We start from the raw sequence: 24,485 nt of genomic DNA on the forward strand, positions 1-24,485 counted from the left end.
AATTTAAAGTAAGGTAAAAAAATAATCATGGCTTAAAGAACTTATTGATCATAATTTTAATAAAACAATCATAGCTTTGTATAACTAACTTCTTCATGATTAAAGAGCAAATCTCCGTTTTCGATATTTTTAAAATAGGCATTGGTCCGTCGAGTTCCCATACGCTTGGTCCATGGCGTGCTGCGCAACAATTTACAGCATCTTTAAAGGAGCAAGGCTTAATTGATCATGTGGAAACGGTGAAAATTTTGCTTTATGGTTCGCTGGCCAAAACAGGTAAGGGCCATGGAACTGATGTGGCTATTCTGCTGGGATTAACTGGTGCAGATCCCGTTACTTTTGATGTAGATGCGGTAACCCCAACATTTGAAGCTATTCAACAAGAGAAAAAATTAAATCTGGCTGGAGCGTTATTAATCAATTTCGATTATGATAATGATTTGCTCTTTCTTTTTGCCGAAAGCCTTCCTTTCCATCCGAATGCAGTAACTTTTCAGGCATTTTTAAACAATGGAAAAGCTTTTTCAGAAACGTATTACTCCATCGGTGGTGGTTTTGTGGTTAAAGAGGGGGAAGATAATAGTCAGAAACAACAGGTTGATTTACCATTCCCTATCGAAAAGGCAAAAGATCTTTTACACTGGTGCTTATCAACCGGACTGAAAGTGAGCGAAATTGTGCTGGAAAATGAGTTGGCCTGGAGACCGGAAGCGGCTACAAAATCCGGAATTTTACAGCACTTTGCGGTGATGAGAGATTGCATTTACCGCGGTTGCCATACTACTGGCTTTTTGCCCGGCGGTTTAAATGTTGCCAGAAGGGCTTTCCCGCTAAATAAGCGATTAATGGCTAAGAGCGAGTATCACGATTATACTTCATGGGTGGAAGCGATTAGAAAGGGTGGAAATGGCTTTAATTATATTTTAGATTGGGTAAGTTGCTTCGCACTGGCCGTGAATGAAGAAAATGCTTCTTTTGGGCGTGTGGTAACGGCACCCACAAATGGCGCTGCGGGTGTAATTCCAGCAGTGCTTCAATATTTCATTACCTTTTGCGATGGTTATGAGGAAGATAAAATCATTCAGTTTATTGCCTGTGCTTCAGAAGTTGGAAGTATCTTTAAAAAAGGAGCAACCATTTCAGCTGCAATGGGTGGCTGCCAGGCAGAAATTGGTGTATCATCTGCAATGGCTGCTGCGGCACTCACTGAATGTTTAGGCGGCTCACAGCGACAGGTTTTAATGGCGGCAGAGATTGCCATGGAACATCATCTGGGTTTAACCTGCGATCCGATAGGTGGCCTGGTACAGATTCCATGCATCGAACGGAATACAATGGGTGCCATCAAAGCCATTACCGCAAGTCAGCTGGCTTTGCAAAGTAATCCTGATAAGGCAAAAGTAAGTTTGGATGCAGTAGTAAATACGATGTGGGAAACGGCTTTGGATATGAATGCGAAGTATAAAGAAACATCCGATGGAGGCCTGGCTACGAATATCCCGATCAGCTTGCCGGAGTGTTAGCACTTTAAAGTCTTAGTCTTAAGTCGGAATTCCGGAGTCTGGCAAATTTAAAATCCAGGTAAAATTCCGGGCGCTTATTGGTCAAGTTCTACAATCAACTTTTGCGTAAAAATTATCCCGCTGATTTCGGGGATTCCGCAGATTAGCAAAGCGTCATTATTAAAGCCTTACACTTGTTTAAACCTAAATCCTCTTAAATCTGCGTACCTTTTATGTTAAATCTGCGGGGGAAAATATAGTGGCTTTAACGATACAGATTTCACATTTGCACTTAAAAATAAAATCCTCTGTGTTCTCTGTGCCTTCTCTTTGTGCCCTCTGTGGTTAAATTTACCATAACTCTGCGTTTCTCTGCGAAAACTCTGCGCCCTTTGCGGTTAAACTTAAACCAATCCAGATTTCGTTAACACCAGCCACCATAATGCTGTTGTAATAAAAGACAGCAAAATTCCAATCCCCACCACCAGGTTAGATAACTTTGGGTTCAGGTTATATTGATCAGCAACAACGCCTGCGGTTAATAGCGTAGGCATTGCCATTTCAAAAATGGTAATTTTAGTAATTGTACCGTTCAATCCCAAAAGAACAGCGATCAGTAAAACAGAAAGTGGTGCTAAAATCAGTTTGTATAATAATGCAATGCTAATGTGTTTCAATTCACTAAACCAACCTCCAAACTTTAGCTGTAGCCCGATAGAAAATAAAGCTAATGGTCCAACTGTTCCAGATAATTTTTCAAATAAGGGGTTAAGGGACGAAATATCCAGATAATGGGGGAGAATCAGGGCTAGGATGCATCCGATTAATGGCGGAAAGCTTAACACCTTTTTCAGAACCAGCTTACCGCTTAATTTTTGTTGTTGCGAAGCGCGAACTGATACAATAATTCCAATGGTAGATAATAGCGTAAAGGTAATTTGATCACAAATAATGGCAATGGGAATCTCTTTCTCGCTGAAATAAGCCAGGATGAGTGGAAAGCCGATAAAGGAGGTGTTGCTTAAGGAACTCACCAGTTTTAGTCCGCCAGTAGTTGCGCTGCTTAATTTCCTCACCCGACTATAAATAGTAATAAATAACCAGCCAAATAACCAGATACAAATGGGGGCTAAAGCCGGGAACAGTAAATCTTTTGACCATACAATGTGAGGTAGATATTTAAATGACACTGCGGGCAGTGCGATATAAATGATCCAGGCATTGATGCCTTTATGTGCATCTTTAGGTAAGCTTTTGCTTTTTCTAAAAAGAATTCCGGCTACGATGCATAAGCCAATAAGGATGAAATTTGCCATTGGATTAAGCAAAGATAAGTGTTAAAAGAAAAACGCCAATAAGAAAGCTTACTGGCGTTTAAATTATACTGACGGTTTTGGCTTTTTCTTATGCCAAACTTTTTTCTTTCCGTTGTTGTTTTGCGGCGGACGTTTTTCTTCTACATGGCTAATTTCCATCGCAGCAATCTGCTCTGGTAAAGGCATGCGCTGAACGGGTTTTTCAATTAATCGCTCAATGTTATCAAATTTGCGTTTATCCCTTCCGTTAACAAGCGTTATTGCAGTTCCTTTGGTTGCAGCTCTTGCGGTTCTTCCAATGCGGTGTACATAATCTGCAGGATCGCCAGGTACATCATAATTGATTACCAGGTCAATTCCTTCCACATCAATTCCTCGCGATAATACATCTGTTCCAATTAAAATTGGCAATCTTCTGTTTTTAAAAGCCAGCAAAATATCTTCACGCTCTTTCTGCCCCAAGTCAGAGTGAAATGCCTCGGCTTTAATGCCTAAACTTTTAAATGTTTTGTATAAAGCTTTAACTTTTTCTTTAGTTGAGGCAAAGATGATACTGCTTTTGTATTTATCATCCTTAAAAATATCAGTTAATAAAGCCTGCTTTTGCTGATCGTGAATGTTGTAGGCTTGCTGATCAATTCCCTCAGCTGGTTTTGCAATGGAAATGGTGATCTGCTGCGGATCCTGCAAAATTTTGGCTGCCATTGTTCTGATTTTTGGCGCCATGGTTGCAGAAAAAAGCAAGGTTTGTCTTTTCTGAGGTAAGTAGCTAATGATGCGGATAATATCATCATAAAAGCCCATGTCCAGCATCCTGTCTGCCTCATCCAGTATTAAATGTTGCAGGTGTTCGAGCTTTAATACGCCTGATGATAAATGTGCCATTAAGCGGCCAGGTGTTGCAATAATGATATCTACACCCTCACGCATAGAGCGTTTTTGTTGCTCATAGGCAATTCCATCGCCACCGCCGTAAACAGCAAGTGAACTGATATTGGTAAAGTAAGCAAGTGCCTCAACCTGTAAATCAATCTGTTGAGCCAGTTCGCGGGTGGGGGCTAATATTAAGGTATTATTATGTCTATCGGTAGCACGGCTAATTTTATCCATTACTGGCAATAAATAGCTGGCTGTTTTTCCTGTTCCTGTTTGGGCGCAGGCAATTAGATCGTGATTATCTAAAATTACCGGAATGGCTTGCTGTTGGATCGGTGTGGCGCTTTTATACCCCATCGCCATTAGGCCTTCGTATAAATCGGGGCCAAAGTTAAAATCGTTAAAATTCAATCTGATGTGTTTATATCTTTTAGCAAAAGTACCTCAAATTAAGGCGAATAGCAAAAAACATTTAACATCAAATGAGATTTTGAATTGTAAAGGGAGTATTTTGTAGCCTTTGGTTAGTAGAATATATCGGTAGATACTTGCTGGATGATTAAAAATCCTCAGAAATTATTGTCGGGATTGGAAATCCCGACCAGCGGAGTTAGTTCTGTTGTTGCTCTTTATTTCGGTTTCCCCAGCCACTACACCTATTTTTATACTCCGCTTTAAATTTTGCCCGCTCTTCTTCGTTCATGCTTTCCCATTTTGAACGCATTTTAATGGCTTTATCACGAAAGCCGCCGCCACCTTTGTTAAAATTGCCGAACAAGAGTCTGCACAATACCAATAAGCCGAGTGCCTGCCAGAAATTTAACTGTCCAACGTGAGCGATGTTTGGCAAAATCCAATTCCACAAGTACATAACAATATAGCCCAGTGCGGTTGCGATAAGTGCAATAACGGGTAGAAAGAAAAGGAATTTCATGCCCTTACTAAATTTTCTATTGCTCATTTTCTTTTATTTAATAGTTTATAAATTCTTGATACAAATTTTGCAAACGGCTACGCAAATGTTTTACCGCATAACCTTTTCGTGAAATAAGCGTTTTGATGTTTTCACCAGTTTCATTTGATAAATCCTGAAACGTACGTTCTTCCAGCTCGTTTTGAACAAACACATAACGTTGTTTCTCCGGCAATTCATCCAGTGCCAGAAATAACTGATCCCAGAAAAGTCTTTTTAAGCTTTCTTCCTCTGGTGAGCATGATTCTGCCAGTAAAACCTCCCTGAAGTTAAATTCACCCTCGTCGTCTTCGTAACTGAAATCATCCAGCAAAGCTTCTTTTTGCTTTCTATGTTTATCGGTAATCTTATTTCGGGCTACGCGATATAACCAACCGCTAATCTGCTCAATGGCACCAGCCTCAGGCTGATTACTCAATTGATACCAAACATCCTGCAAAATATCTTCAGCATCCTCATCGGTTTTTACCCGCCCACGGATAAAACTGAAGAGGCGTTTGCCATAATTGGCAACAGTAGAAATGATATTTAGCGTTTCGTTATCCGGCACGATCAATGGCGTTATAAATCAGTAAACGAATGAGGTTCAGTTTTACTTTAAATATATTCAGTTTTATCGTTGACGGGAACTGGTAAAAGATTAATTCGTGAACGTTTATAAAAGTGATCAAGTGGAATGGAATTCATATTTCTAAATTCATTTAATACTCCGTGATTCAACCATCATAGTATAGACGACATAGCCAGTTATCATCGTTTAAATCTATAGGCAGACCAGCGTCATGTGCCCCGCAAGTATAGGGAGGTGATGGATTTGACACGGACTAAAGGTGGACTTGATGTAGACTTATTGATGGGGATTTGATGGTACCTTAAATATAAGGAGAATAATTAAATTACTTTCTATAACTTAAGCGTTCGATTAATAATATACCTTACGATACTATTTAAACATATTATCGCTATTAGTTGCCTGCCTATCGGCACCTTTCCCCAGAAAGGGAAAGGACATAAAAAAGATTAAAAACAAAAAAGCCTTCCTTTTTCAGGAAAGCTTTATACAAACTAAATAAGTTTGGTTTATTTTTTAGTAGTATCTGCAGGTTTTGCAGGAGCAGTATTGTTGAAGTTCCCACCGATTGGAGATGGAGACGGCGTTTTATCTAAACGCTCTTGAATTGATGAATTTCCAACAGCTGTAGCGCCACCGCCGCTTTTGGCAACAGTAGTAATGGCTAATGTTAACACTACGATGAAGGCTAATAAGATCCAGGATCCTTTTTCCAAAACATCGCCGGTACGTTGCACACCAAACATATTGCTTGTGCCACCGCCACTTGCTAAACCACCACCTTTAGGGTTTTGTATCAATACAAATAAGCCTAAAGCAACACACACAACAATTAATAAAATGATTAAAAAGGTTACCATGGTAAATATTATATTTTAAAATTTCTTTTCTATAGATTGGATAAGGTCGGCAAAGTAACCACTTTTTTCTGGATATTTCAAACTTAATTTTTTATAAGTATCTATGGCTTTGTGATAAAGCATTTGTTCGATGTAAATCTTCGCTAAAGTTTCAGAAACTAAGTCGTAACGATCTTCAGCGCTCTTCTTTGCCTTATTTTCATTGTCGATTTGCTCTGGCTTTGGAGGCTTTATGGTTGGGTCTTCTTTCAGGAACTTTTCAATAATTTCTGCACCCTTGGCATCCTTTACATCAGCTGAAGGATATTCTGCTAAATGATCTGCAACTTCGAAAGGAGTTTGAATATGAAATATGTGCTCAACATACTGCTGTTGAAACTCTGCGTTATCTTTTTGCTGAATCGGTTGTGATTTAATAACCGCCGGTTTTTGCTGAACATAAGGCTGAAAAATCTGCTCGTGCTCTTTACGGGTTTTAGAGAGCCACCATAAAAAAGTATAAGGCAACTGGTCATCATCGTATTTAGAAACGAAGTTTACATCATGACTGTCAGGTACAACTGTTTCTATTACAGGAGCAGTACGAACCACATCAGTGCTGAGCTTTTGTTCAAAGGCAAAAAAATCTGTCGTTGCAATGCTTTCGATAAATAACTCTTCTTCTGCAGGAAAATCTAGGTTTGGTTTAGGTAAGCTGGTAGCTGGTTCTACGACTGGAGATGCCGCCGGTTCAACTGAAATTTCTTCTTTAACAATCTCAATGTTCTCTTCATCACTTACAGGAACAACAGCTTCAATTTCCTCTTTTTCTTCAATTTCTTCTTCAAAAGAAGCAGTTTCTTCCCGAACCGAAACCATGTTTAAAACATGAAATAGCGCATTGCCATGGCTATATAATGCAGCCTTGGGAATAAAAGAAGCATCAGCTTTAGCCAGCAGTAGATGAATGGGTTGCGCATATGGAAATTGTACTGCAAGTTCCTGAAGCATGGGTACATGCTCCGGACCAACCTTGCCAGGTTGAGCGAGTAAATTTGCCAGTAGCTGCTGATGATTCATTATAGAGGTTTGTCGCTAAGTTAAAAAATGTAAGCGGTTTTTTGAAAGTTTTATAAGTATAGCGCTATAAATGAGATTACCATTGTGCAAAAGCGCGGTTAAAAATATCTTCTGTAAGCTGTCTGTTAATGTTTTCTATTGCTGCCGGCAATGCAGATTGAATTGGTGCACCGTTTAGTGGAAAATCAAAGTATTTAGTGAAACTTTCTTCAAAGCTTTCCTTCTCTTTGCCTTCTGTATTGTTGGTGTATTTTACGGCTACCGTAATGGTTAACCTGTTTGCACCTGCTGTTGGTGTGGTGCTCGATTGTAAAGCCACCGGCTTAATGTCATAACCCGTTATTCTACCTTCAAACACTGCATCGCCTTCTGTTGTAGAGATGCTCAGGCTGGTTTGATTACGAATCCTGGTTTTTAATGCTTCGGTAAACTGGTTGCTTAATGTAGGTACAACCAAAGGGGCATTATTTTCAAAAACCTTTACCACAACGGTTTTTAAACCTACGGTTGATGCCCCATTAAACTTGTAAGAACAAGCTGTAAGTGCCGTAATTACAAGAAGTACAAATATTTTAATTTTCATTTAAGATGGGTGCTGTTTTAGTTGCTTTACAATATATATTTAATGCAATAGTTATTACCTACAAACTTAATTCTTTAATTTTTCTGTAAAGTGTGCGCTCTGAAATACCAAGCTCCTGAGCAGCAAATTTCCGCTTACCTTTATGTTTTTTTAATGCTTTTTTGATCAGATCAGATTCTTTATCAATCAGCGACAAAGATTCTTCAATCTCTTCTGCATCATGTGCATAGTAATCTGCATTATTGCTGTTGTTATTATTGTTTGGGGTGGGCTGCTGGATGGTAAAAGTATGCTCTTGGCCACCTGGCAATTCAACATCTCTGTATAACTGATTGATGTATTGAGGATTGTCTGCCAAAACGCTGGCTGTATTTCCACCATGCTGTATAATTTCGGCTACCAGTTTTTTCAGTTCAACCATGTCTTTTTTCATGTCGAACAAAACTTTATAGAGGATATCTCTTTCTGTAAAGTCTTCTTTTGATTGTGAATTAATTGCCATTGGCAGATTACTTCCCGCCTCATTTGGAATGTAGTTTAGAATCGCTGGTCCGGTAACATTTCTTTCTTTCTCCAGCACGCAAATTTGTTCTGCAATATTTTTAAGCTGACGAACATTTCCCGGCCAACTGTAGTTGGTGAGAATTTGGACAGCATCAGCCTCCAGGTGTAATGACGGACTACGGTACTTATCGCTAAAGTCTGCTGAGAATTTCCTGAACAATAAATAGATATCTTCTTTTCTTTCGTGCAAGGCAGGAATGCGCAAAGGCACGGTATTTAATCTGTAATATAAATCTTCCCGAAACTTGCCGTTTTTAACGCGATGGTAAACATCAACATTGGTAGCGGCAATAATGCGGACATCCGTTTTCTGAACCTTTGAAGATCCTACACGTAAATATTCACCACTTTCTAAAATTCTTAATAAGCGCGCTTGGGTCCCGAGGGGTAATTCTGCCACCTCATCTAAAAATATTGTTCCGCCATTGGCTACTTCGAAATAGCCTTTCCTGGCTTCGTGTGCGCCAGTGAATGATCCTTTTTCGTGTCCGAAAAGTTCCGAATCGATCGTTCCTTCCGGGATGGCACCGCAGTTTACGGCAATGAATGAGCCATGTTTGCGGGCACTCATTTGATGGATAATCTGAGAAAAAACCTCTTTACCACTACCACTTTCACCCGTAATTAACACCGACATATCTGTTGGTGCAACCTGGCTGGCAATATCTATGGCACGATTAAGTAAGGGCGAATTGCCAATAATTCCGAATCGTTGTTTTATATTTTGTGTATCCATTCTTTAAGGTTGAAAGTTGAAAGTTAAAGGTTAAAGGTTTTGAGCTATACAACTGCTCCCCATAACATTTAACCCGTAACCTGTAACTTCTATTTTAAACTATTCTTCCGATCAGCGTTGCTGAAGTACATTTTTCAATGTAAACATTTGCATATTCACCTGGTTTTACGCCCGCTATTGCCGGAAAGATTGCCATTGCGCCACTATCGCCACGACCGCAATAATCAAGATCAGATTTCTTAGAAGTGCCTTCGATTAATACGCGAACAGTTTTTCCGATCCACTCTTGTAAACGCATTAACGAGTGTGCTTGTTGTTTCGCTAAAATCTCAGCTAAACGGCGTTTTTTAACTTCTTCAGGAATATCGTCTGCTAACTTGCGAGCTGCTAAAGTCCCAGGTCTTTCAGAGTAAGTGAAATTATAAGCAAAATCATATTCTACATAGTCCATAATGCTTAACGTTTCCTGATGTTCTTCTTCAGTTTCGGTACAGAAACCTGCAATAATATCGGTTGAAATTGCGCATCCGGGGATAATTCTTCTAATCGCATCAATACGGTTGATGTACCATTCGCGGGTGTAAGTACGGTTCATTAATTCTAAAATCCGGCTATTGCCAGATTGAACTGGTAAGTGAATGTAATTACAAATATTATCGTATTTAGCGATTGTCTCCAAAACCTCATCGGTAATGTCTTTCGGATGAGAGGTAGAAAAACGAACCCTTAAATCAGAGTTTATTAACGCTGTTTGTGCTAAAAGTTGTGCAAAGTTTACGGTTTCAGTTCCATCTTCAGATGTCCAGGTGTATGAATCTACATTCTGGCCTAAAAGAGTTACTTCCCTGTAGCCAGATTCAAATAAAGATCTTGCTTCTTCAATAATAGAATGCGCATCGCGACTACGTTCACGGCCACGGGTAAAGGGTACCACACAGAAAGAGCACATGTTGTTGCAACCGCGGGTAATGGAGATAAAAGCGGTAATTCCATTGCTGTTTAAACGAACCGGACTTATATCTGCATAAGTTTCTTCACGGGATAATAATACGTTTACTGCCTTGTGGCCACTTTCTACCTGCTCTATTAAGTTGGGTAAATCGCGGTAAGCATCAGGCCCCACCACCACATCTACTAATCTTTCTTCTTCTAAAAATTTAGATTTTAACCGTTCTGCCATGCAACCCAAAACGCCTACAATTAACTTAGGGTTTCGGCGTTTTTCTACGCCAAATTGCGATAAACGATTTCTAACCCTGGTTTCCGCGTTTTCACGAATAGAACAAGTATTTATAAAAATCACATCTGCCTGATGGTAATCGCCAGTGGTCTCAAATCCTGTTTCTGAAAGAATAGAGGCTACAATTTCACTATCTGCAAAATTCATGGCACAACCGTAACTTTCGATATATAATTTGCGGGCATCGGCTTTTACTGGTGCATCTAATATTAATGCTTCACCTTGTCTGGCTTCGTTATGCGTTTTATCCTGTACTTGTAAATCAATCATTCTTTAAAAAGATTTTGGGATTGCAAAAATACACAAATTAAATTAAAAGTGACAAATTGGCACATTTAGTTCAAATGTTTACAGTTTAATTATAACCGTTTAAAATGATCTTTTTTAGCGCGTAAAGGGAATATTACACGTAAGCTTTACTTATTTATCTGCCTTTTGAAGCGTAAAAGCAAAGGTAGTTCCAATTCCAGGCGTGCTTCTTACCGAAATGGTTTGTTGATGAGCTTCCAGGATGTGTTTAACAATAGCGAGGCCTAAGCCAGTACCACCTACTTCCCTTGCCCGGTGAGTATCAATCCGATAGAAACGTTCGAAAAGTCTTGCCAGGTGTTTTTCTTCGATCCCCATTCCATTATCTGTAACTTCAATAAGAAACTGATCGTGCAATTCAAATATTTTAATGGCGGTTTCGCCGTTTTCTATACCATATTTTATACTGTTCACAATCAGGTTGATCAGCACCTGCCTGATTTTTTCCCGATCAGCATTTACACTCGTGATCGCCGTATATTTATCCTTAAAGAACAGTTTAATGTTTTTTGCTTTCGCCCTGTCTTCCAGGTTTTCCATTACATCTTTAGCAAGGGATACAAAATCAAACTTTTGATAATTTATAGGCGATTCACCGGTTTCTAATTTTGCAATAGCATCCAGGTCATTAATAAGGTAGCTTAATCTTTCTACATTATTTTCTGCTTTTTTTAAAAATTTAATGGCCATATCCGGATCGTCAGTAATACAATCCTGTAAAGTTTCGATATAACCCTGAATGGCAAAAAGTGGTGTTTTAAATTCGTGAGATACATTTGAGAGGAATTCTCTTCTAAATTGTTCTTGCTTTTTAAGCAAATCAATTTCCTTTTTCTTTGCGCCAGCCCATTCCTTTACTTCGTGTTCTACATCATTTATCGGGTCAGAACTTACATATTCGCCTAAGGCATCTTTAAGGTCTTTTCCAAGTTTTAAGTTGTGGATCAGCTTGTAAATCAGCTTAATTTTATTGTAGATGTATTTTTCAAGCAGGTAATAAAAAACAAGAAAACTGCTCAGAAATGAAACACCAAAGGAGATGGCGAGATAATAAAAACTATGCTGGAAGTAAAAATTAACCATCCCGATGGATAGCGCTACAGCAACAGCCGTAAATAAAACCAGCACACTTAATTTCATGTTGCAATTTAGCGGTTTTATATTAAATCGATGTTAAGCCAATTGCTTTTCAGTTAAATATTTCCAATATCTTTTTGGTACATGTTGCAAATGAAGTTTAGTGTTTTTTCGGGCTACAATATTGGCACTTTTAAAATAATCTTTCCATAAAACGGCGTAAAGTTCTTCCTTTTCATCCATCAAAGCTAATGAAGGATTAGGGTTTTTCGCACCATCAGAAAAGTTGATGGTTACTTCTTCCACGGAGTTTAAATCGTAATGGAGGCCATATTTGCGTTTTAAATCGTAAATGATCCACTGTTGATCGGCATAGCGGTTTTTAAAATGATTTGAAATTAAGGGAAGTACATTAAAATCAGGATCTATGGAAGTATAAAACATGCCATCTCCTGTTTTTTGAAACCTGATAAAGGCTTCCATCCGGTGTTTTTCACGCTCTACACTTTTTGCGTATTTAGCTAAGGCGATCACATGATCGTTTCCATAATTTGCCGCCGCACCCATTTCATTTTCAAAAATATAAATGGCGAACTGGAAAAGATGATCGTATGCTTCCGGAATTTCAGATAAATAGCTGCAATAAAAAGTGCGCTGCCAGTCTTTTTTTAATTTCTTCTGAAGACCTTTCCAAACGCGGTCAGCTTTTTCCTGGTTTGTAATAATCTCAACGGTTTCTGTAAAAGCTTCCGGCTGGAAAATACCATTAAATTTCAATGTCGTGTGCCCGGGTTTCCGCTCGAACCATTCGAAAACTGCAGTTAGTAACCCCGTTAGTGAACCATCGAAAGTATAAATCATTAAAATTATCGCTCTTAGAGGGTTAGAAGTTTAAAGGGTAAGAATTGCAGGAAGCAGACAGTTGGTCGTTTTCCGTTCATGCCACTGTTCTTATTCCTTACTCTTTGTTCCTTATTCCATTAAAATAATATGAGTTGATTGTTATCTGTTTTTAGATATTTGCTTTGGCTCTCGGCCATGATAAAAGCCTTTATTTGTGTTCCCTGATAATCTCTTAACTGATAAGGGCTATCTGCACAAGTAATAAAATGTTTCGCCCTGTTATAAGCAACACCGATTTTTTTCAATTGATCAATTCTCAGCTTTCCGAATTTTCTGGCCTGAACAATTTTTTTGGCAGACATTACGCCGATGCCTGGAATGCGCAAAATCATTTTATAATCTGCTTTATTAATATCAACAGGAAAATGCTGCATGTTTCTAATCGCCCAGCTTAATTTCGGATCGATATCTACATCTAAATTTGGATTGGCATCATTTAAAATTTCCTGAACTTTAAATCCATAGAACCGCATCAACCAATCCGTTTGATAAAGCCTGTTTTCTCTTAACAAAGGAGGTTGAGTGCCTAGAATTGGCATTCGGCTATCGTTACTGATGGGTACATAGCCCGAATAATAAACTCTTTTTAAAGCAAAATTTTTATAAAATGCATTTGCTGTGTACATGATGTCTTTATCACTTTCTGGTGTGGCACCGATTACCATTTGCGTACTCTGACCTGCAGGAACAAATTTTGGAACATGTTTAATTAATTTCTTGTCTGCTGCAAACTGAACAATATTTTGTTGCACGAAATCTAAGGGTTTAATCACATCTGCATGGCTTTTTTCGGGAGCTAAAAGTTTAAGACCAGCTTCGGTTGGCATTTCTAAATTGATGCTCATTCTATCTGCATATAATCCAGCTTCCTTAATTAACTCTTCACTGGCACCGGGAATGGTTTTTAAATGAATATAGCCATTATAGCGTTGCTCTAAACGGAGTTTCTTGCAAACCAGCAACAACCGCTCCATTGTAAAATCTGCATTTTTGAAAATGCCTGAACTCAAAAATAGGCCTTCGATATAGTTTCTACGGTAAAAGTTCATGGTTAAATCCACCACTTCATCTACTGTAAAAGCAGCCCGTTTAATATCATTACTTTTTCTGGAAACACAGAACAAGCAATCGTAAATACAATGATTCGTTAAAAGAATTTTTAAAAGGGAAACACATCGACCATCTTCAGTATAGGTGTGGCAGATGCCCGATGAGTGACTATCGCCAATGCCTTTATTATCATTTTTCCGTGTACCACCACTTGATGAACAGGAAACATCATATTTAGCAGCGTCGGCAAGAATATTTAACTTTTCACGAATTCGATCAGACATAGTTTTTTATTTACTAACAAATATAGTTATATGGCTAAAAATATTAGTAAATAAAAATAAGGAAACCACTCTTTAGGGGAATAATGGATTAGTAATAACCTAAGAAACTGTCTAAATTTCATGAATGAAGATCAACTTGCGAAGTTTAGGTGGCCTTTGGTGGAGGAAATACTTCGAAAGTTTGTGGTATTATCATCAAAACTGACGAAATTCTTCAGCGCACAGGCTTTGGAAATTTCGTAAGTTGATAAATTATAATTTTTAGATAGCTTCTAAGTTCGTTAATTATTACTGTTATTTATATCCAGGTCTGCGGCCACTCTTAGTAAAAACAATAGTATTGACATAATTAATTGGTAAAGATCTTTTATCCGCTCTTTGCTGCGGAGGCATGGTACTTTTTCACAGTTAATATTGTTTTTAGCGGTGTTCGAGAATGCTGCGCATTTTGGAGCGCCAATTACCCAAAGCGCTTTGTTGATCCAACTATGGGCCTTTTACACCACCTCACCCACATCAAAAAAACAACGACAATCGTTTTGTGTTCAATACTTTTTAAAAATTGAATCTGCAATTATGAACACAAAATCACTGCGTTAAGGTTTGTTAGTGCAATATTATACTATTGTACAACTGTTTTAAGAAACATTTTATTTATTCACCTTCCCATTCACTGTAAAACTGATCAAGGTAATTCAGCATAAATTGATGACGTTTTTCAGCTATTTTCTTTCCGGCAGCAGTATTCATCATATCTTTCAATAGCAGAAGCTTTTCATAAAAATGATTAATGGTTGGTGCCGTTGTATTTTTATAACTTTCTTTTGACTGGTGCGCTTCTATTTTAATTGCCGGATCATATAAAATCCTGTTTTTAAAGCCACCGTAGGTAAAGGCTCTTGCAATTCCTATAGCGCCAATGGCATCTAAACGATCTGCATCCTGAACAATTTGCATTTCCTTTGAGGTAAAGCTATTTCCATCAAAGCTATTTTTGAAAGACATGTGCTGAATAATAAGCTTAACGTGTTTCACTGTCTCCTCCTCTATAGCAAGAGATTGTAAGAAAGACTCTGCAACATTGGGACCTACTTCTTCATCCCCATTATTAAATTTTGGATCAGCAATGTCGTGTAATAGTGCTGCGAAGGCAACAACGAGTTCGTTGCCGTGTTCTTCTTGATTAATATTTATGGCCGTTTTTAAAACTCGCTCAATGTGAAACCAATCGTGACCAGCTTCGGCATCTTTTAGTGTTTGTTTAACGAAAGTGATAGTTTTTAGGATGGAATCTTGCATAATTAATATTTGCAATAAAGATATTGGAAATATGTGCAAGGATAAAAAAATGATATCAACAGCGGAAGTTATTAACTCACCGCTGCTGCTCTGTGCTCGTCGTCCGAAATAATCTTTATTAAATCGTTCGGATTTAAGGTTAATAAATGCGTAACCTCAACCTCTAAAATTTCAGAAACCTGAAATAAGCGATCAATGGTGAGTTTGCTATAGCCAAGCTCAATTTTACTATAGGCATTCTGCGAAATTTTTAATTTTGCCGCTAGATAATCTTGAGTATAATCTCTATATTCTCTAATTTTTCTAATGTTCCCGGCAACATTTTTCGTCTTCAAAGCTAATACATCTTCCATAAAAAGGGATAATTTTTATAATGTTTTTAATATATACGAGTCTTTTATTCCTATAGTTTTTCGAAATGGAAGTTTTTAGCACTATAAGGAATTACGTAAAGCTAGTAACGAATGATATGACTTAAACAAACACACAACCTAAAAGTTTAATGTATTCCTTTTTGTTTTTGAAAGTCAGTGTTTTAGAAACTTTCAAATCAGCAGTTTAATGGGTTTTTAATATAGAAAGCACTATAATTTCGATAAAATAAATATGCATCTGCTAAGATATTATTCGTTTTGATAATGGTCTGAATCACTATAATAACGTTTGAGAATCGTCATTATAAGATTGCTATGGTAGGAAGAGTGATTGCTGCTGCGATTTAGCACGGAATAATAAAACCTGAATTTTCCAGTATTCTCTTTTATAGACACTAAAAAATTCAGGCTGGTCGATTAAATCGAATATATTAAGAAACAGTTTCTTGTTCAACTAATGGTGCGCGGCGGGAACCATCATATAATTCGTATTCAAGTAAGCGGCAATCCAGTTTTCCATTGTAAAATTCCAGCTTGCGCGAGGCTTTTAAGCCTATTTTTTTAGCAAGGTCTGGGTTTCCGGTAAAAATATAGCCCGAATAGCCTTTGCATTTTGTTTTCATATAATCGCCCATGCGTTTATAGGTTTGCTCGAGTTTACTGTGAACACCCAAACGTTCTCCATATTCCGGGTTAAACACTACAGTACCTTGTCCTTCTTCAGGAACTGGCGTAAGTTCAAAATCGCAAACTTCAAATTCAATTAGCGTATCAACCCCAGCAGTTTTTGCATTTCTGCGGGTTACTTCCACCGCATCTTCAGAAAGATCGGAGGCAATAATTTTAAGATCAGTGTTTTTAATTACCTGGTCTTTTAAAATTCTTCGCTCTGCGAAAAAGGCTTCTTCTTCATATCCTAAAATATGCATGAAAGCATAGTTCATTCTATATAAGCCTGGTGCGCGGTTGGTTGCAATTAATGCGGCTTCGATGGCCAAAGTTCCGGAACCACACATTGGGTTGATAAATGGTGATTTACGATCCCATTTGGTGGCATAGATTACTCCTGATGCAAGAGCCTCTAACATAGGTGCTTTTCCTGGGATTTTACGATAACCATGTTTGGCAAGCGTTTCGCCAGAGGTATCCATAAAAACATCTGCATCGGCATCTTTCCAATATAAATGGACTACTGCTTTATTTGCATCTGAGCCAGAATTTGGGCGAATGCCTTTTTTCTCTTTCATGCGATCTACAATCGCATCTTTTACTTTAAGGTTGGCAAAAAGCGGTGTAGTGATGTTTGGATTGTCAACATTGGATGTTACGGAGAAATAACCGGCAAAATCGATCAATTCTTCCCATTCAATTGCTGCAATCTCATTATATAAATCATCAGGCGTAATGGCCTTGAAACTTTTAATCGAATATAAAATCTGACTGGCGCAACGCAAGTTCAAATTCAGCTTAATACACTCTGTGAGGGTTATATTCAGCTCAACGCCAGTTTGAAAGGCTCTTTCTATAGTGTAACCTAAAGCCGTAACTTCATCTTGTAAATACGGAGAAAGGCGTTTGTTGCAGGTGATAATAACCTTGCTTTTATTGTGGAAAACTTGCATCATAATATATGCGAAGTTATCAATAAAATTATAGAGATTTGGCTTTTATACGTACAATATTAGTATTAGTTATGGAAATTAAAGGAAAAGTACACGAAGTAGGTGCCACGCAGCAAGTGAGTGAAACGTTTAAAAAACGTGATTTAATAGTAGAATACGCAGAAAATCCAACATACCCAGAATATATCCGTTTTGAGGCTTTACAAGATAAAACTGCATTATTAGATACATTTAAAGCGGGTGATGAGGTTGAGGTTTTCTTTAATTTACGCGGTCGCCCCTGGACAGATAAAGCAGGTAAAACATCCTATTTTAACAGTTTGGTAATTTGGAAAATCAACGCTGTTGCAGCAGGCGCTCCATCAGCAGCAGCCCCAGCTTATGCAGCTCCGGTTGATGTTAGCAATGCACCAGGTGAAGATGATGATTTGCCTTTCTAAATAAAGAATCTTTTTTTAAGCAAACAATTTTGAACCATGCCGAGGCTTTTGCCTCGGCATTTTTTTTGCAATCGCCTCGCTTAAATCTTCATTTACAGTATCATACCCCTTGTTAAAATATGTTAAAAACATTCTTCTCCATTCCTGAATCATTATTTTTGGTATCTGATTAATTTAAAAGACGCTTTATTTTAACTTTCTTAAAAGGTAAGGCAATCCCAGGTTAATGAAAAAAAGAAGTTTTTGGTTTATAACCGTGTTAATGACGGTGGCTTTGCTCGGTGTTTTTGTAATGCAGTTGTATTACATACGGGAGGCCTATAACCTAAAATCTCAGCTTTTTGATGAACAGGTAAATCAGACTTTAGCCAATGTGGTCAAAAAAGTAGAGCGTTTAAATGTTGCCGATCACCTGAATAAAAAGGATGCTGAAAACAAACTCCGAATGCTCCAGGATTCTCGTCAACGGGCACTTGATGTTAAAGATTTGAGGCAACAATTCGCGCAAGAATCTGAATTAAGGCAGGCAGAGCATGAAAGCCAGATTGAAAACTACTTAAATCAGCAGGATAGTATTATCAGGGTATCTTACCAGAAGCCGAAACTAATTTCAGAAAGTGATTTTAAATCACTTTCTACGCCAAAACCAGCTATTAATGGCACCCGTCTAGATGTGGAAATGGATGCGATTGTGGATTTGAATAGTTTGAACCTGAAAGGGTACAGCATGAGAACCAAGTTGATTTCTCCAATGGCAAAAACCTTTAATTTCAGAACACCTCAAAATCTTCCGGATACGATCAGGTATTTAGTAGCTGATCCGTTAACGGGAAATCCATTGCTGGTTGGCCTGCCTAAAATTTCGGAAGACTTAAATAAAAAGTTTAAACGTCAGGATGAAATTGCCCGAAAAAAATTAGCGCTTAAAATTGCATCTCTCGGAAAAGATACGTTTTCCTATACTCGTTTGAGTGTAGTTGAAGATGTTTCTAAAGAGTTGCAGGAAGTGAATATTCCATTGTATAAACGGATAAATTTTGAGGTGCTGGGGACTTTGCTGAAGGAAGAATTGCTCACCCATAATATTAATCAGAAGCCGTCTTATAAAATTTCGCTGGCGAAAAAAGATTCGATTTTATATGTAGAGGCTTCTAATGGCAAGCAAGAGTTCCTGCCAGAAAACACCTATAAAATTCCGCTCTTTGGCAATGATTTATTCCGCGATCCAGGAACATTAATCGTAAGTTTCCCCAATAAAAACTCTGCCATTGTATCCAACCTGAGTGCAACGCTGGCATCATCAGTAGGTTTACTTTTAGTGTTGGTTTTTATCTTTTCTTATACACTTTATGCCATTCTGAAGCAGAAAAAAATATCGGAGATGAAAACGGATTTCATCAACAACATGACGCATGAGTTTAAAACCCCGGTGGCTACTATTATGATTGCAAGTGAGGCCCTAAAAGACCCCGAGGTTACCGAAGATAAAAACAGGTTAAGCAGGCTGGCGAACATTATTTATGATGAAAATGTGCGTTTAGGAAGTCATATTGAGCGGGTTTTAAGTATTGCCAGATTAGAAAAAGGCGAGCTTAAAATGGAAAATACTGAGGTGGACATGAATGACCTGATCATTATTGTTTTAGACAGTATGGAGCTTCAATTGCAAAAACGTAATGCCATCATTAATCTCCATACAGATGCCACAAATGCGGTTGTTTATGGCGATGAACTGCATCTTTCGAATGTGCTTTATAACCTGATTGATAACGCAAATAAATACAGTGCAGATGCACCTGTGATTACAATCTCTACCCGGAACACCAATAAACACCTGGTTATCGAAATTTCTGATCAGGGTATAGGAATGACTAAAGAACAATCGAAAAGAGTTTTCGACCAATTTTACCGTGTTCCTACCGGGAATTTACATGATGTAAAAGGATTTGGCTTAGGGTTAAATTATGTTCAGGATATTATTAAGAAATTAAACGGCACAATTAAAGTAAGTAGCGAAAAAGATAAAGGAACAACGTTTGAAATATCTTTACCTTTATAAATCAAGATAATCGGCACAAAAGTAGTATTGGTCGATACAATAATTTTTAGCTTGCAAACTTTGCCTAATATAGTGGTGTAAATTAAATCTGATTATAATTAAACCACTATGTACATTCAGAATCAAACATTTGGTGTAGCAAGTTCTACACAGGTGAATAAAATCATAAAAATGAAAAAAATACTTCTGGTAGAGGACGATCCGAATTTAGGTTTATTATTACAAGATTATTTGCAACTGAAAGGCAAATTTGATGTTGTTTTGTGCAGCGATGGGGAAGAAGGTTTAAAGGCTTTTAATAAGCAGAATTTCGACCTTTGTATATTTGATGTAATGATGCCTAAGAAAGATGGCTTTACTTTGGGTAAAGACGTTAGAAAGGTGAATGCCCAGGTTCCGATTATATTTGCAACGGCTAAAACCATGCTGGAAGATAAATCTGCCGCTTATGATTTAGGCGGTGATGATTATATTACCAAGCCTTTCCGCATTGAAGAACTGCTGCTCAGAATTAACGCGATGTTTAAACGCGTAGCCAGTAAAGATAGCAATGCCGAGGAAGCAGTTGAGACACAGTTCGCTATCGGCGATTATCATTTTGATTATACCACCCAAATCATCACTCATCACGATCAGCAACAAAAGCTTTCTACTAAGGAAGCTGAATTATTGCGTTTGCTTTGCCTGAAAAAGAATACGGTTTTAACCAGGGAAGAGGCATTGTTAAGTATCTGGCACGATGATAATTATTTCAATGGGAGAAGTATGGATGTGTTTTTAAGTAAACTACGGAAGTATTTAAGAGGCGATGATAAAGTAGAGATTATTAACGTTCACGGCAAGGGATATAAATTGTTGGTGAGTTAGGTAGAATGTTCAAACGTTGGGATGTTGTAAAGTTGAAATGTTTTTAGGCGACGAAATTAACTTCCCAGCATTTAAGCCTTCCAACTCTCAATCCCTTTAAACAAAGTGTTTGCTGGTGTTGAAAGGTTGGGATGTTGAAAAGTTGAAATGTTTTGGGCGCCGAGATCAACTTTCCAACCCATTTATAACTAGCGTTCAAATGTTGAGGATGTTTTAAGGTTGAAATGTTTTGGGTGATGAGATCAACCTTCCAACATTTTTTAACCTTTAAACCTTTCAATACTTTAAATATAGAAATTCTCCTGGATAGCAGGAATAATATTCCTTTCCTGTGCAAGCTTAAATAAAGTATTTACCGCATTTCTGCCTTCAGCACCTAAGTTTATGCTGTATTTATTTACGTAAAGTTCGATGTGTTTGTACATCACAGCTTCATCCATGGCTTGTGCATGTTCGCGAATAAATTCGATACCAGATTTTGGATGTGCAAATGCATATTCAACAGATTCGCGAACCAGGCGGTTTACTTTTAATTGCACCTCACGATCCAGATTTCTATTGATCACAATTCCACCCAAAGGAATGGCACAACCCGTTAGCTTTTCCCAGTAATCGCCAAGATCTACAATTTTGGTTAAACCTTTATCTTCATAAGTAAACCTGTTTTCGTGGATGATTAAGCCTAAATCAATCTGATCTTCCAGCAAAGCGGTTTCAATTTCTGAAAAAACCAATTCCTGTTTATTTTGAAGCTCAGGATAAGCAATGCCTAACAAAAAGTTGGCTGTGGTATATTTACCAGGAATCCCAACACGAAGACTGCCAGGATCACTTTTTATTTTTTCGGCTAATGTTTCCTGGTCAAATTTATGGCTGATTAACAAGGGGCCAACACCGAAACCTAAAGCACTGCCGGCATCAAGAAGTGCGTATTGACTGGCTGCATAAGCAAAGGCATGAAAGCTTAGTTTGGTAATATCCAATTGGCCTTTCATCGCTTTCTGATTTAAGGTTTCAACATCGTCATAAGTCACCTCAAATGTTAATCCGTCGGTATCTATTTTATGGTGAATGAGTGCATCAAATATAAACGTGTCGTTAGGGCAGGGTGAAAAACCGAGTGTAAGTTTCATAATATCAAAATTAAGGCTTGCGATAAACTAAAACGTCATAATCAGTTCATTTCTGCAATAAAGGCTATTGCCCAGTCGTTCAGGCTTTTAATTGCCAGGCCGATTTTCCAGTTATCTTTATTCCTTGGCTCAACATAATTGGAAATGCTGCGGATTTGAATACAATCAATATTTGATTGTTTACAGGCATAAAAAACAGCTGCACCTTCCATACTTTCTGTCACAGGATTGAATAGATTGACCAGATTTTGAATGCTTTTTTCATTGCCACTCACGCAATTAACGGTAACGGCACGAACTGAGGGTAAATCAATATTGATCTCTGTTTTGTTCTGATAATGGTTTTCCCCAAAACCAAGTTCAGCAATGCTTAGAAATTCATCTCCGTTTTCTGCGCCCAGTTCTGAAAAAATATCCTCCGTTATATTTACCAAAGTGCCGAGTTTAATGTTCCGGTCAAAACAGCCAGCAATTCCAAAATTCACCACCAAATCATATTTGCTGGTTAATCGTTGCCCAATTGCGAAGGCTGTAGCAACCATCCCTACGCCAGTGATGAGGATATCGAAATGCTTACTTTCTACAAAATCTTTCTCCGGCAGGCTATAATGCTGATAAAAGAAAGAAAGTTCGGCCTTTGTGGCGGCAACCACTAATGTTTTCATGTAGTAAAGTTACTCGATTAGTAGGATAATCATCCATTTTACATCTTACATTTTCCATATCCTGTCTTAAGCCTTTATCCGTATATTTGGCCTTTTATTCTAGTGTAATGATTTATATAACAAGAAAAGCATCATTTAACGCGGCCCACAAGCTGGCAAGACCCGATTGGGACGATAATAGAAATAATGAAGTTTATGGCAAGTGTGCTAATCCAAACTGGCACGGTCATAATTATTGGTTATATGTTACTGTAAAGGGGGAAGTTAATCCCGAAACAGGCTTTCTGGTAGATTTAAAGTGGTTAAAAGATGTGATGAATACTTATGTGGTAGATAAGGTTGATCATAAAAATTTAAATCTGGATGTAGACTTTATGAAAGGCAAGCTGGCTTCAACAGAAAATTTAGCCATCGAAGTCTGGAATCAGTTACTGGCTCCGATTGCTGAAGGTGGTGCGATTTTACATTGCGTAAAAATCTATGAAACCGAAAATAACTTTGTTGAATACTTTGGTTAAACCCTATATTAATGAGCACTAAAGATGTATTAAAAGGCGAATCGATAGATGGCTATGTGAAAATAGATCGTTATAACGATAGCAAAATCGAGGCCGTAGCCACCCATTATAAAGATATTTTAAGTCAGCTGGGTGAAGATCCTGAACGTGAAGGTTTAGTTAAAACACCAGAACGTGTGGCTAAAGCTTTGCAATACCTAACCCATGGCTACGATTTAAAACCTGATGAGATTTTAAAATCGGCAATGTTTAAAGAAGATTACAGCCAAATGGTTGTGGTAAAAGATATTGAGGTTTACTCGATGTGCGAACATCATATGTTGCCATTTTTTGGAAAAGCACACATTGCTTATATTCCGAATGGCCAAATTGTTGGTTTAAGCAAAATTCCACGAATAGTAGATGCTTTCGCCCGCCGTTTACAGGTTCAGGAACGTTTAACCAACGAGATCAGAGATTGTATTCAAAATACATTGAACCCAATGGGAGTGGCCGTAGTAATGGAATGCAAACACCTATGTATGTCTATGCGTGGGGTTCAAAAGCAAAATTCTGTTACCACTACTTCAGCTTTTACAGGGACATTTTTAAGTAACGATAAAACAAGAGCAGAATTTTTAAGGTTAATCACGGCGAGTTTGGATTGACCAGTGAGTATCAAGTAGAAAGTATTAAGTATCAAGATTGAGCGCTAACCGCAATACGCCAAACAAAATTATAATGAGAGCATATATTTTTCCTGGACAAGGAGCACAGTTTGTAGGCATGGGTAAGGATCTTTATGAGCACCCGAAAGCCGCAGAATTATTTGAAAAAGCAAATGAAATTATCGGTTTCCGCATTAGTGATATTATGTTCAGTGGAACGGATGAGGAGCTTAAACAAACCAACGTAACACAACCTGCAATCTTCTTGCATTCTGTTATTTTAGCGAAGGTTTTAGGTGATGATTTTAAACCAGATATGGTTGCTGGTCACTCTTTAGGAGAGTTTTCTGCATTGGTTGCCGCAAATGCCTTATCATTCGAAGACGGATTTAAGCTGGTAATTGCACGTGCAAATGCCATGCAAAAAGCTTGTGAAGCGCAACCGTCTACCATGGCAGCTATATTAGGCTTAGCTGATGATGTGGTAGAAAGCATCTGTGCAGAAATTGCTGCCGTTGTTGTACCGGCAAATTACAATTGCCCGGGCCAGCTGGTTATTTCCGGTAGCATAGAAGGGATTGATCTTGCTTGTGCGAAATTAACTGAAGCAGGTGCAAAAAGAGCTTTAAAATTAAATGTTGGTGGTGCCTTCCACTCTCCTTTAATGGAGCCTGCTAAAATCGAATTACAGGAGGCAATTGAAGCGACAAATATCGCTGCTCCAATTTGCCCGGTATATCAGAATGTTGATGCAAAGCCTTACACCGATCCAGCTGAAATTAAAGAAAACTTAATTAAGCAGTTAACCGGTGCGGTACGATGGACACAAACAGTTACCAATATGTTGGCAGATCAGGCTACCGAATTTGTGGAAGTTGGTCCTGGTAATGTATTGCAGGGATTGGTTAAAAAGGTAAGCAGGGAAGTGCAAACCAGCAGCGCAACTATAGCCTGATAT

Annotated in this window: 24 protein-coding genes; 7 read left to right on the top strand and 17 right to left on the bottom strand. The window is 38.1% G+C overall.

From position 1 onward, the window contains the following. The first annotated feature begins 95 nt into the window (after positions 1-95). Complete coding sequence (locus ACN1CD_RS02095; RefSeq protein ID WP_419128593.1) at positions 96-1,523, top strand: L-serine ammonia-lyase; 1,428 nt, start codon at positions 96-98, stop codon at positions 1,521-1,523. Between the two features lie 383 nt (positions 1,524-1,906). On the opposite strand, the gene ACN1CD_RS02100 is transcribed toward ACN1CD_RS02095, so the two are convergent. The 15 genes from ACN1CD_RS02100 to ACN1CD_RS02170 form a co-directional block, all read right to left on the bottom strand. Next, positions 1,907-2,818: an AEC family transporter gene (locus ACN1CD_RS02100; protein ID WP_419128594.1), complete on the bottom strand. Its 912-nt coding sequence runs from the start codon at positions 2,816-2,818 to the stop codon at positions 1,907-1,909. 63 nt (positions 2,819-2,881) lie between these two features. Continuing rightward, positions 2,882-4,105 carry a DEAD/DEAH box helicase gene (locus tag ACN1CD_RS02105; protein ID WP_419128595.1) on the bottom strand — a complete coding sequence of 408 codons (1,224 nt, stop codon included), beginning with the start codon at positions 4,103-4,105 and terminating at the stop codon, positions 2,882-2,884. A gap of 199 nt (positions 4,106-4,304) precedes the next feature. Next, entirely contained in the window at positions 4,305-4,655 is a 351-nt protein-coding gene (locus tag ACN1CD_RS02110; protein WP_419128596.1) for a hypothetical protein, read from the bottom strand. A 10-nt stretch (positions 4,656-4,665) separates the two neighbouring features. After that, positions 4,666-5,217: an RNA polymerase sigma factor gene (locus ACN1CD_RS02115; RefSeq protein WP_419128597.1), complete on the bottom strand. Its 552-nt coding sequence runs from the start codon at positions 5,215-5,217 to the stop codon at positions 4,666-4,668. 530 nt (positions 5,218-5,747) lie between these two features. After that, positions 5,748-6,098 carry a preprotein translocase subunit SecG gene (gene secG, locus ACN1CD_RS02120; protein ID WP_419128598.1) on the bottom strand — a complete coding sequence of 117 codons (351 nt, stop codon included), beginning with the start codon at positions 6,096-6,098 and terminating at the stop codon, positions 5,748-5,750. Positions 6,099-6,113: 15 nt separating this feature from the next. Further along, positions 6,114-7,157 (bottom strand): hypothetical protein, encoded by a 1,044-nt coding sequence (locus ACN1CD_RS02125; RefSeq protein ID WP_419128599.1) that lies wholly within the window; start codon positions 7,155-7,157, stop codon positions 6,114-6,116. Between the two features lie 76 nt (positions 7,158-7,233). Then, the gene (locus ACN1CD_RS02130) at positions 7,234-7,740 is read right to left on the bottom strand and encodes an LptE family protein (protein ID WP_419128600.1); all 507 of its coding nucleotides are present in this window, start codon (positions 7,738-7,740) and stop codon (positions 7,234-7,236) included. Between the two features lie 58 nt (positions 7,741-7,798). Further along, complete coding sequence (locus tag ACN1CD_RS02135; protein ID WP_419128601.1) at positions 7,799-9,040, bottom strand: sigma 54-interacting transcriptional regulator; 1,242 nt, start codon at positions 9,038-9,040, stop codon at positions 7,799-7,801. 94 nt (positions 9,041-9,134) lie between these two features. Beyond that, positions 9,135-10,550, bottom strand: a complete 1,416-nt coding sequence (miaB, locus tag ACN1CD_RS02140) for a tRNA (N6-isopentenyl adenosine(37)-C2)-methylthiotransferase MiaB (protein ID WP_419128602.1) — start codon at positions 10,548-10,550, stop codon at positions 9,135-9,137. Between the two features lie 150 nt (positions 10,551-10,700). Next, positions 10,701-11,729, bottom strand: a complete 1,029-nt coding sequence (locus ACN1CD_RS02145; protein WP_419128603.1) for a sensor histidine kinase — start codon at positions 11,727-11,729, stop codon at positions 10,701-10,703. Between the two features lie 33 nt (positions 11,730-11,762). Beyond that, a complete protein-coding gene (locus ACN1CD_RS02150; protein ID WP_419128605.1) occupies positions 11,763-12,527 on the bottom strand; it encodes a TIGR03915 family putative DNA repair protein in 765 nt (254 codons plus the stop codon). 119 nt (positions 12,528-12,646) lie between these two features. Next, the gene (locus ACN1CD_RS02155; RefSeq protein ID WP_320463937.1) at positions 12,647-13,903 is read right to left on the bottom strand and encodes a putative DNA modification/repair radical SAM protein; all 1,257 of its coding nucleotides are present in this window, start codon (positions 13,901-13,903) and stop codon (positions 12,647-12,649) included. A 654-nt stretch (positions 13,904-14,557) separates the two neighbouring features. Beyond that, positions 14,558-15,202: an HD domain-containing protein gene (locus tag ACN1CD_RS02160; RefSeq protein ID WP_419128606.1), complete on the bottom strand. Its 645-nt coding sequence runs from the start codon at positions 15,200-15,202 to the stop codon at positions 14,558-14,560. 71 nt (positions 15,203-15,273) lie between these two features. Further along, complete coding sequence (locus ACN1CD_RS02165) at positions 15,274-15,555, bottom strand: helix-turn-helix domain-containing protein (protein WP_419128607.1); 282 nt, start codon at positions 15,553-15,555, stop codon at positions 15,274-15,276. Between the two features lie 452 nt (positions 15,556-16,007). Then, positions 16,008-17,198, bottom strand: coding sequence for a THUMP domain-containing class I SAM-dependent RNA methyltransferase (locus ACN1CD_RS02170; protein ID WP_419128958.1), 1,191 nt, complete (start codon positions 17,196-17,198; stop codon positions 16,008-16,010). Between the two features lie 71 nt (positions 17,199-17,269). On the opposite strand from ACN1CD_RS02170, the gene ACN1CD_RS02175 reads away from it, so the two are divergent. The 3 genes from ACN1CD_RS02175 (at position 17,270) to ACN1CD_RS02185 (ending at position 20,564) form a co-directional block, all read left to right on the top strand. Next, the gene (locus ACN1CD_RS02175) at positions 17,270-17,638 is read left to right on the top strand and encodes a DUF3127 domain-containing protein (RefSeq protein WP_419128608.1); all 369 of its coding nucleotides are present in this window, start codon (positions 17,270-17,272) and stop codon (positions 17,636-17,638) included. Positions 17,639-17,864: 226 nt separating this feature from the next. Further along, the gene (locus ACN1CD_RS02180) at positions 17,865-19,697 is read left to right on the top strand and encodes a sensor histidine kinase (RefSeq protein ID WP_419128609.1); all 1,833 of its coding nucleotides are present in this window, start codon (positions 17,865-17,867) and stop codon (positions 19,695-19,697) included. Positions 19,698-19,868: 171 nt separating this feature from the next. Then, complete coding sequence (locus ACN1CD_RS02185) at positions 19,869-20,564, top strand: response regulator transcription factor (protein WP_419128610.1); 696 nt, start codon at positions 19,869-19,871, stop codon at positions 20,562-20,564. 284 nt (positions 20,565-20,848) lie between these two features. Here the strand turns inward: ACN1CD_RS02185 and ACN1CD_RS02190 are convergent, their stop codons facing one another. Together ACN1CD_RS02190 and mqnB are read right to left on the bottom strand one after the other, a co-directional pair. Further along, positions 20,849-21,697 carry a menaquinone biosynthesis family protein gene (locus ACN1CD_RS02190; protein WP_419128611.1) on the bottom strand — a complete coding sequence of 283 codons (849 nt, stop codon included), beginning with the start codon at positions 21,695-21,697 and terminating at the stop codon, positions 20,849-20,851. Positions 21,698-21,738: 41 nt separating this feature from the next. Further along, positions 21,739-22,362, bottom strand: a complete 624-nt coding sequence (mqnB, locus tag ACN1CD_RS02195) for a futalosine hydrolase (RefSeq protein WP_419128612.1) — start codon at positions 22,360-22,362, stop codon at positions 21,739-21,741. A 107-nt stretch (positions 22,363-22,469) separates the two neighbouring features. Between mqnB and ACN1CD_RS02200 the strand changes: the two genes are divergently transcribed. The 3 genes from ACN1CD_RS02200 (at position 22,470) to fabD (ending at position 24,482) form a co-directional block, all read left to right on the top strand. Further along, positions 22,470-22,880 carry a 6-pyruvoyl trahydropterin synthase family protein gene (locus ACN1CD_RS02200; protein WP_419128613.1) on the top strand — a complete coding sequence of 137 codons (411 nt, stop codon included), beginning with the start codon at positions 22,470-22,472 and terminating at the stop codon, positions 22,878-22,880. 11 nt (positions 22,881-22,891) lie between these two features. After that, positions 22,892-23,527 carry a GTP cyclohydrolase I FolE gene (gene folE, locus ACN1CD_RS02205; RefSeq protein ID WP_419128614.1) on the top strand — a complete coding sequence of 212 codons (636 nt, stop codon included), beginning with the start codon at positions 22,892-22,894 and terminating at the stop codon, positions 23,525-23,527. Between the two features lie 73 nt (positions 23,528-23,600). Next, positions 23,601-24,482: an ACP S-malonyltransferase gene (gene fabD / locus ACN1CD_RS02210; RefSeq protein ID WP_419128615.1), complete on the top strand. Its 882-nt coding sequence runs from the start codon at positions 23,601-23,603 to the stop codon at positions 24,480-24,482. The last annotated feature ends 3 nt before the right edge of the window (positions 24,483-24,485 follow it).

It is taken from the genome of Pedobacter sp. N23S346 (genome assembly GCF_048515415.1).
GTDB lineage: Bacteria > Bacteroidota > Bacteroidia > Sphingobacteriales > Sphingobacteriaceae > Pedobacter.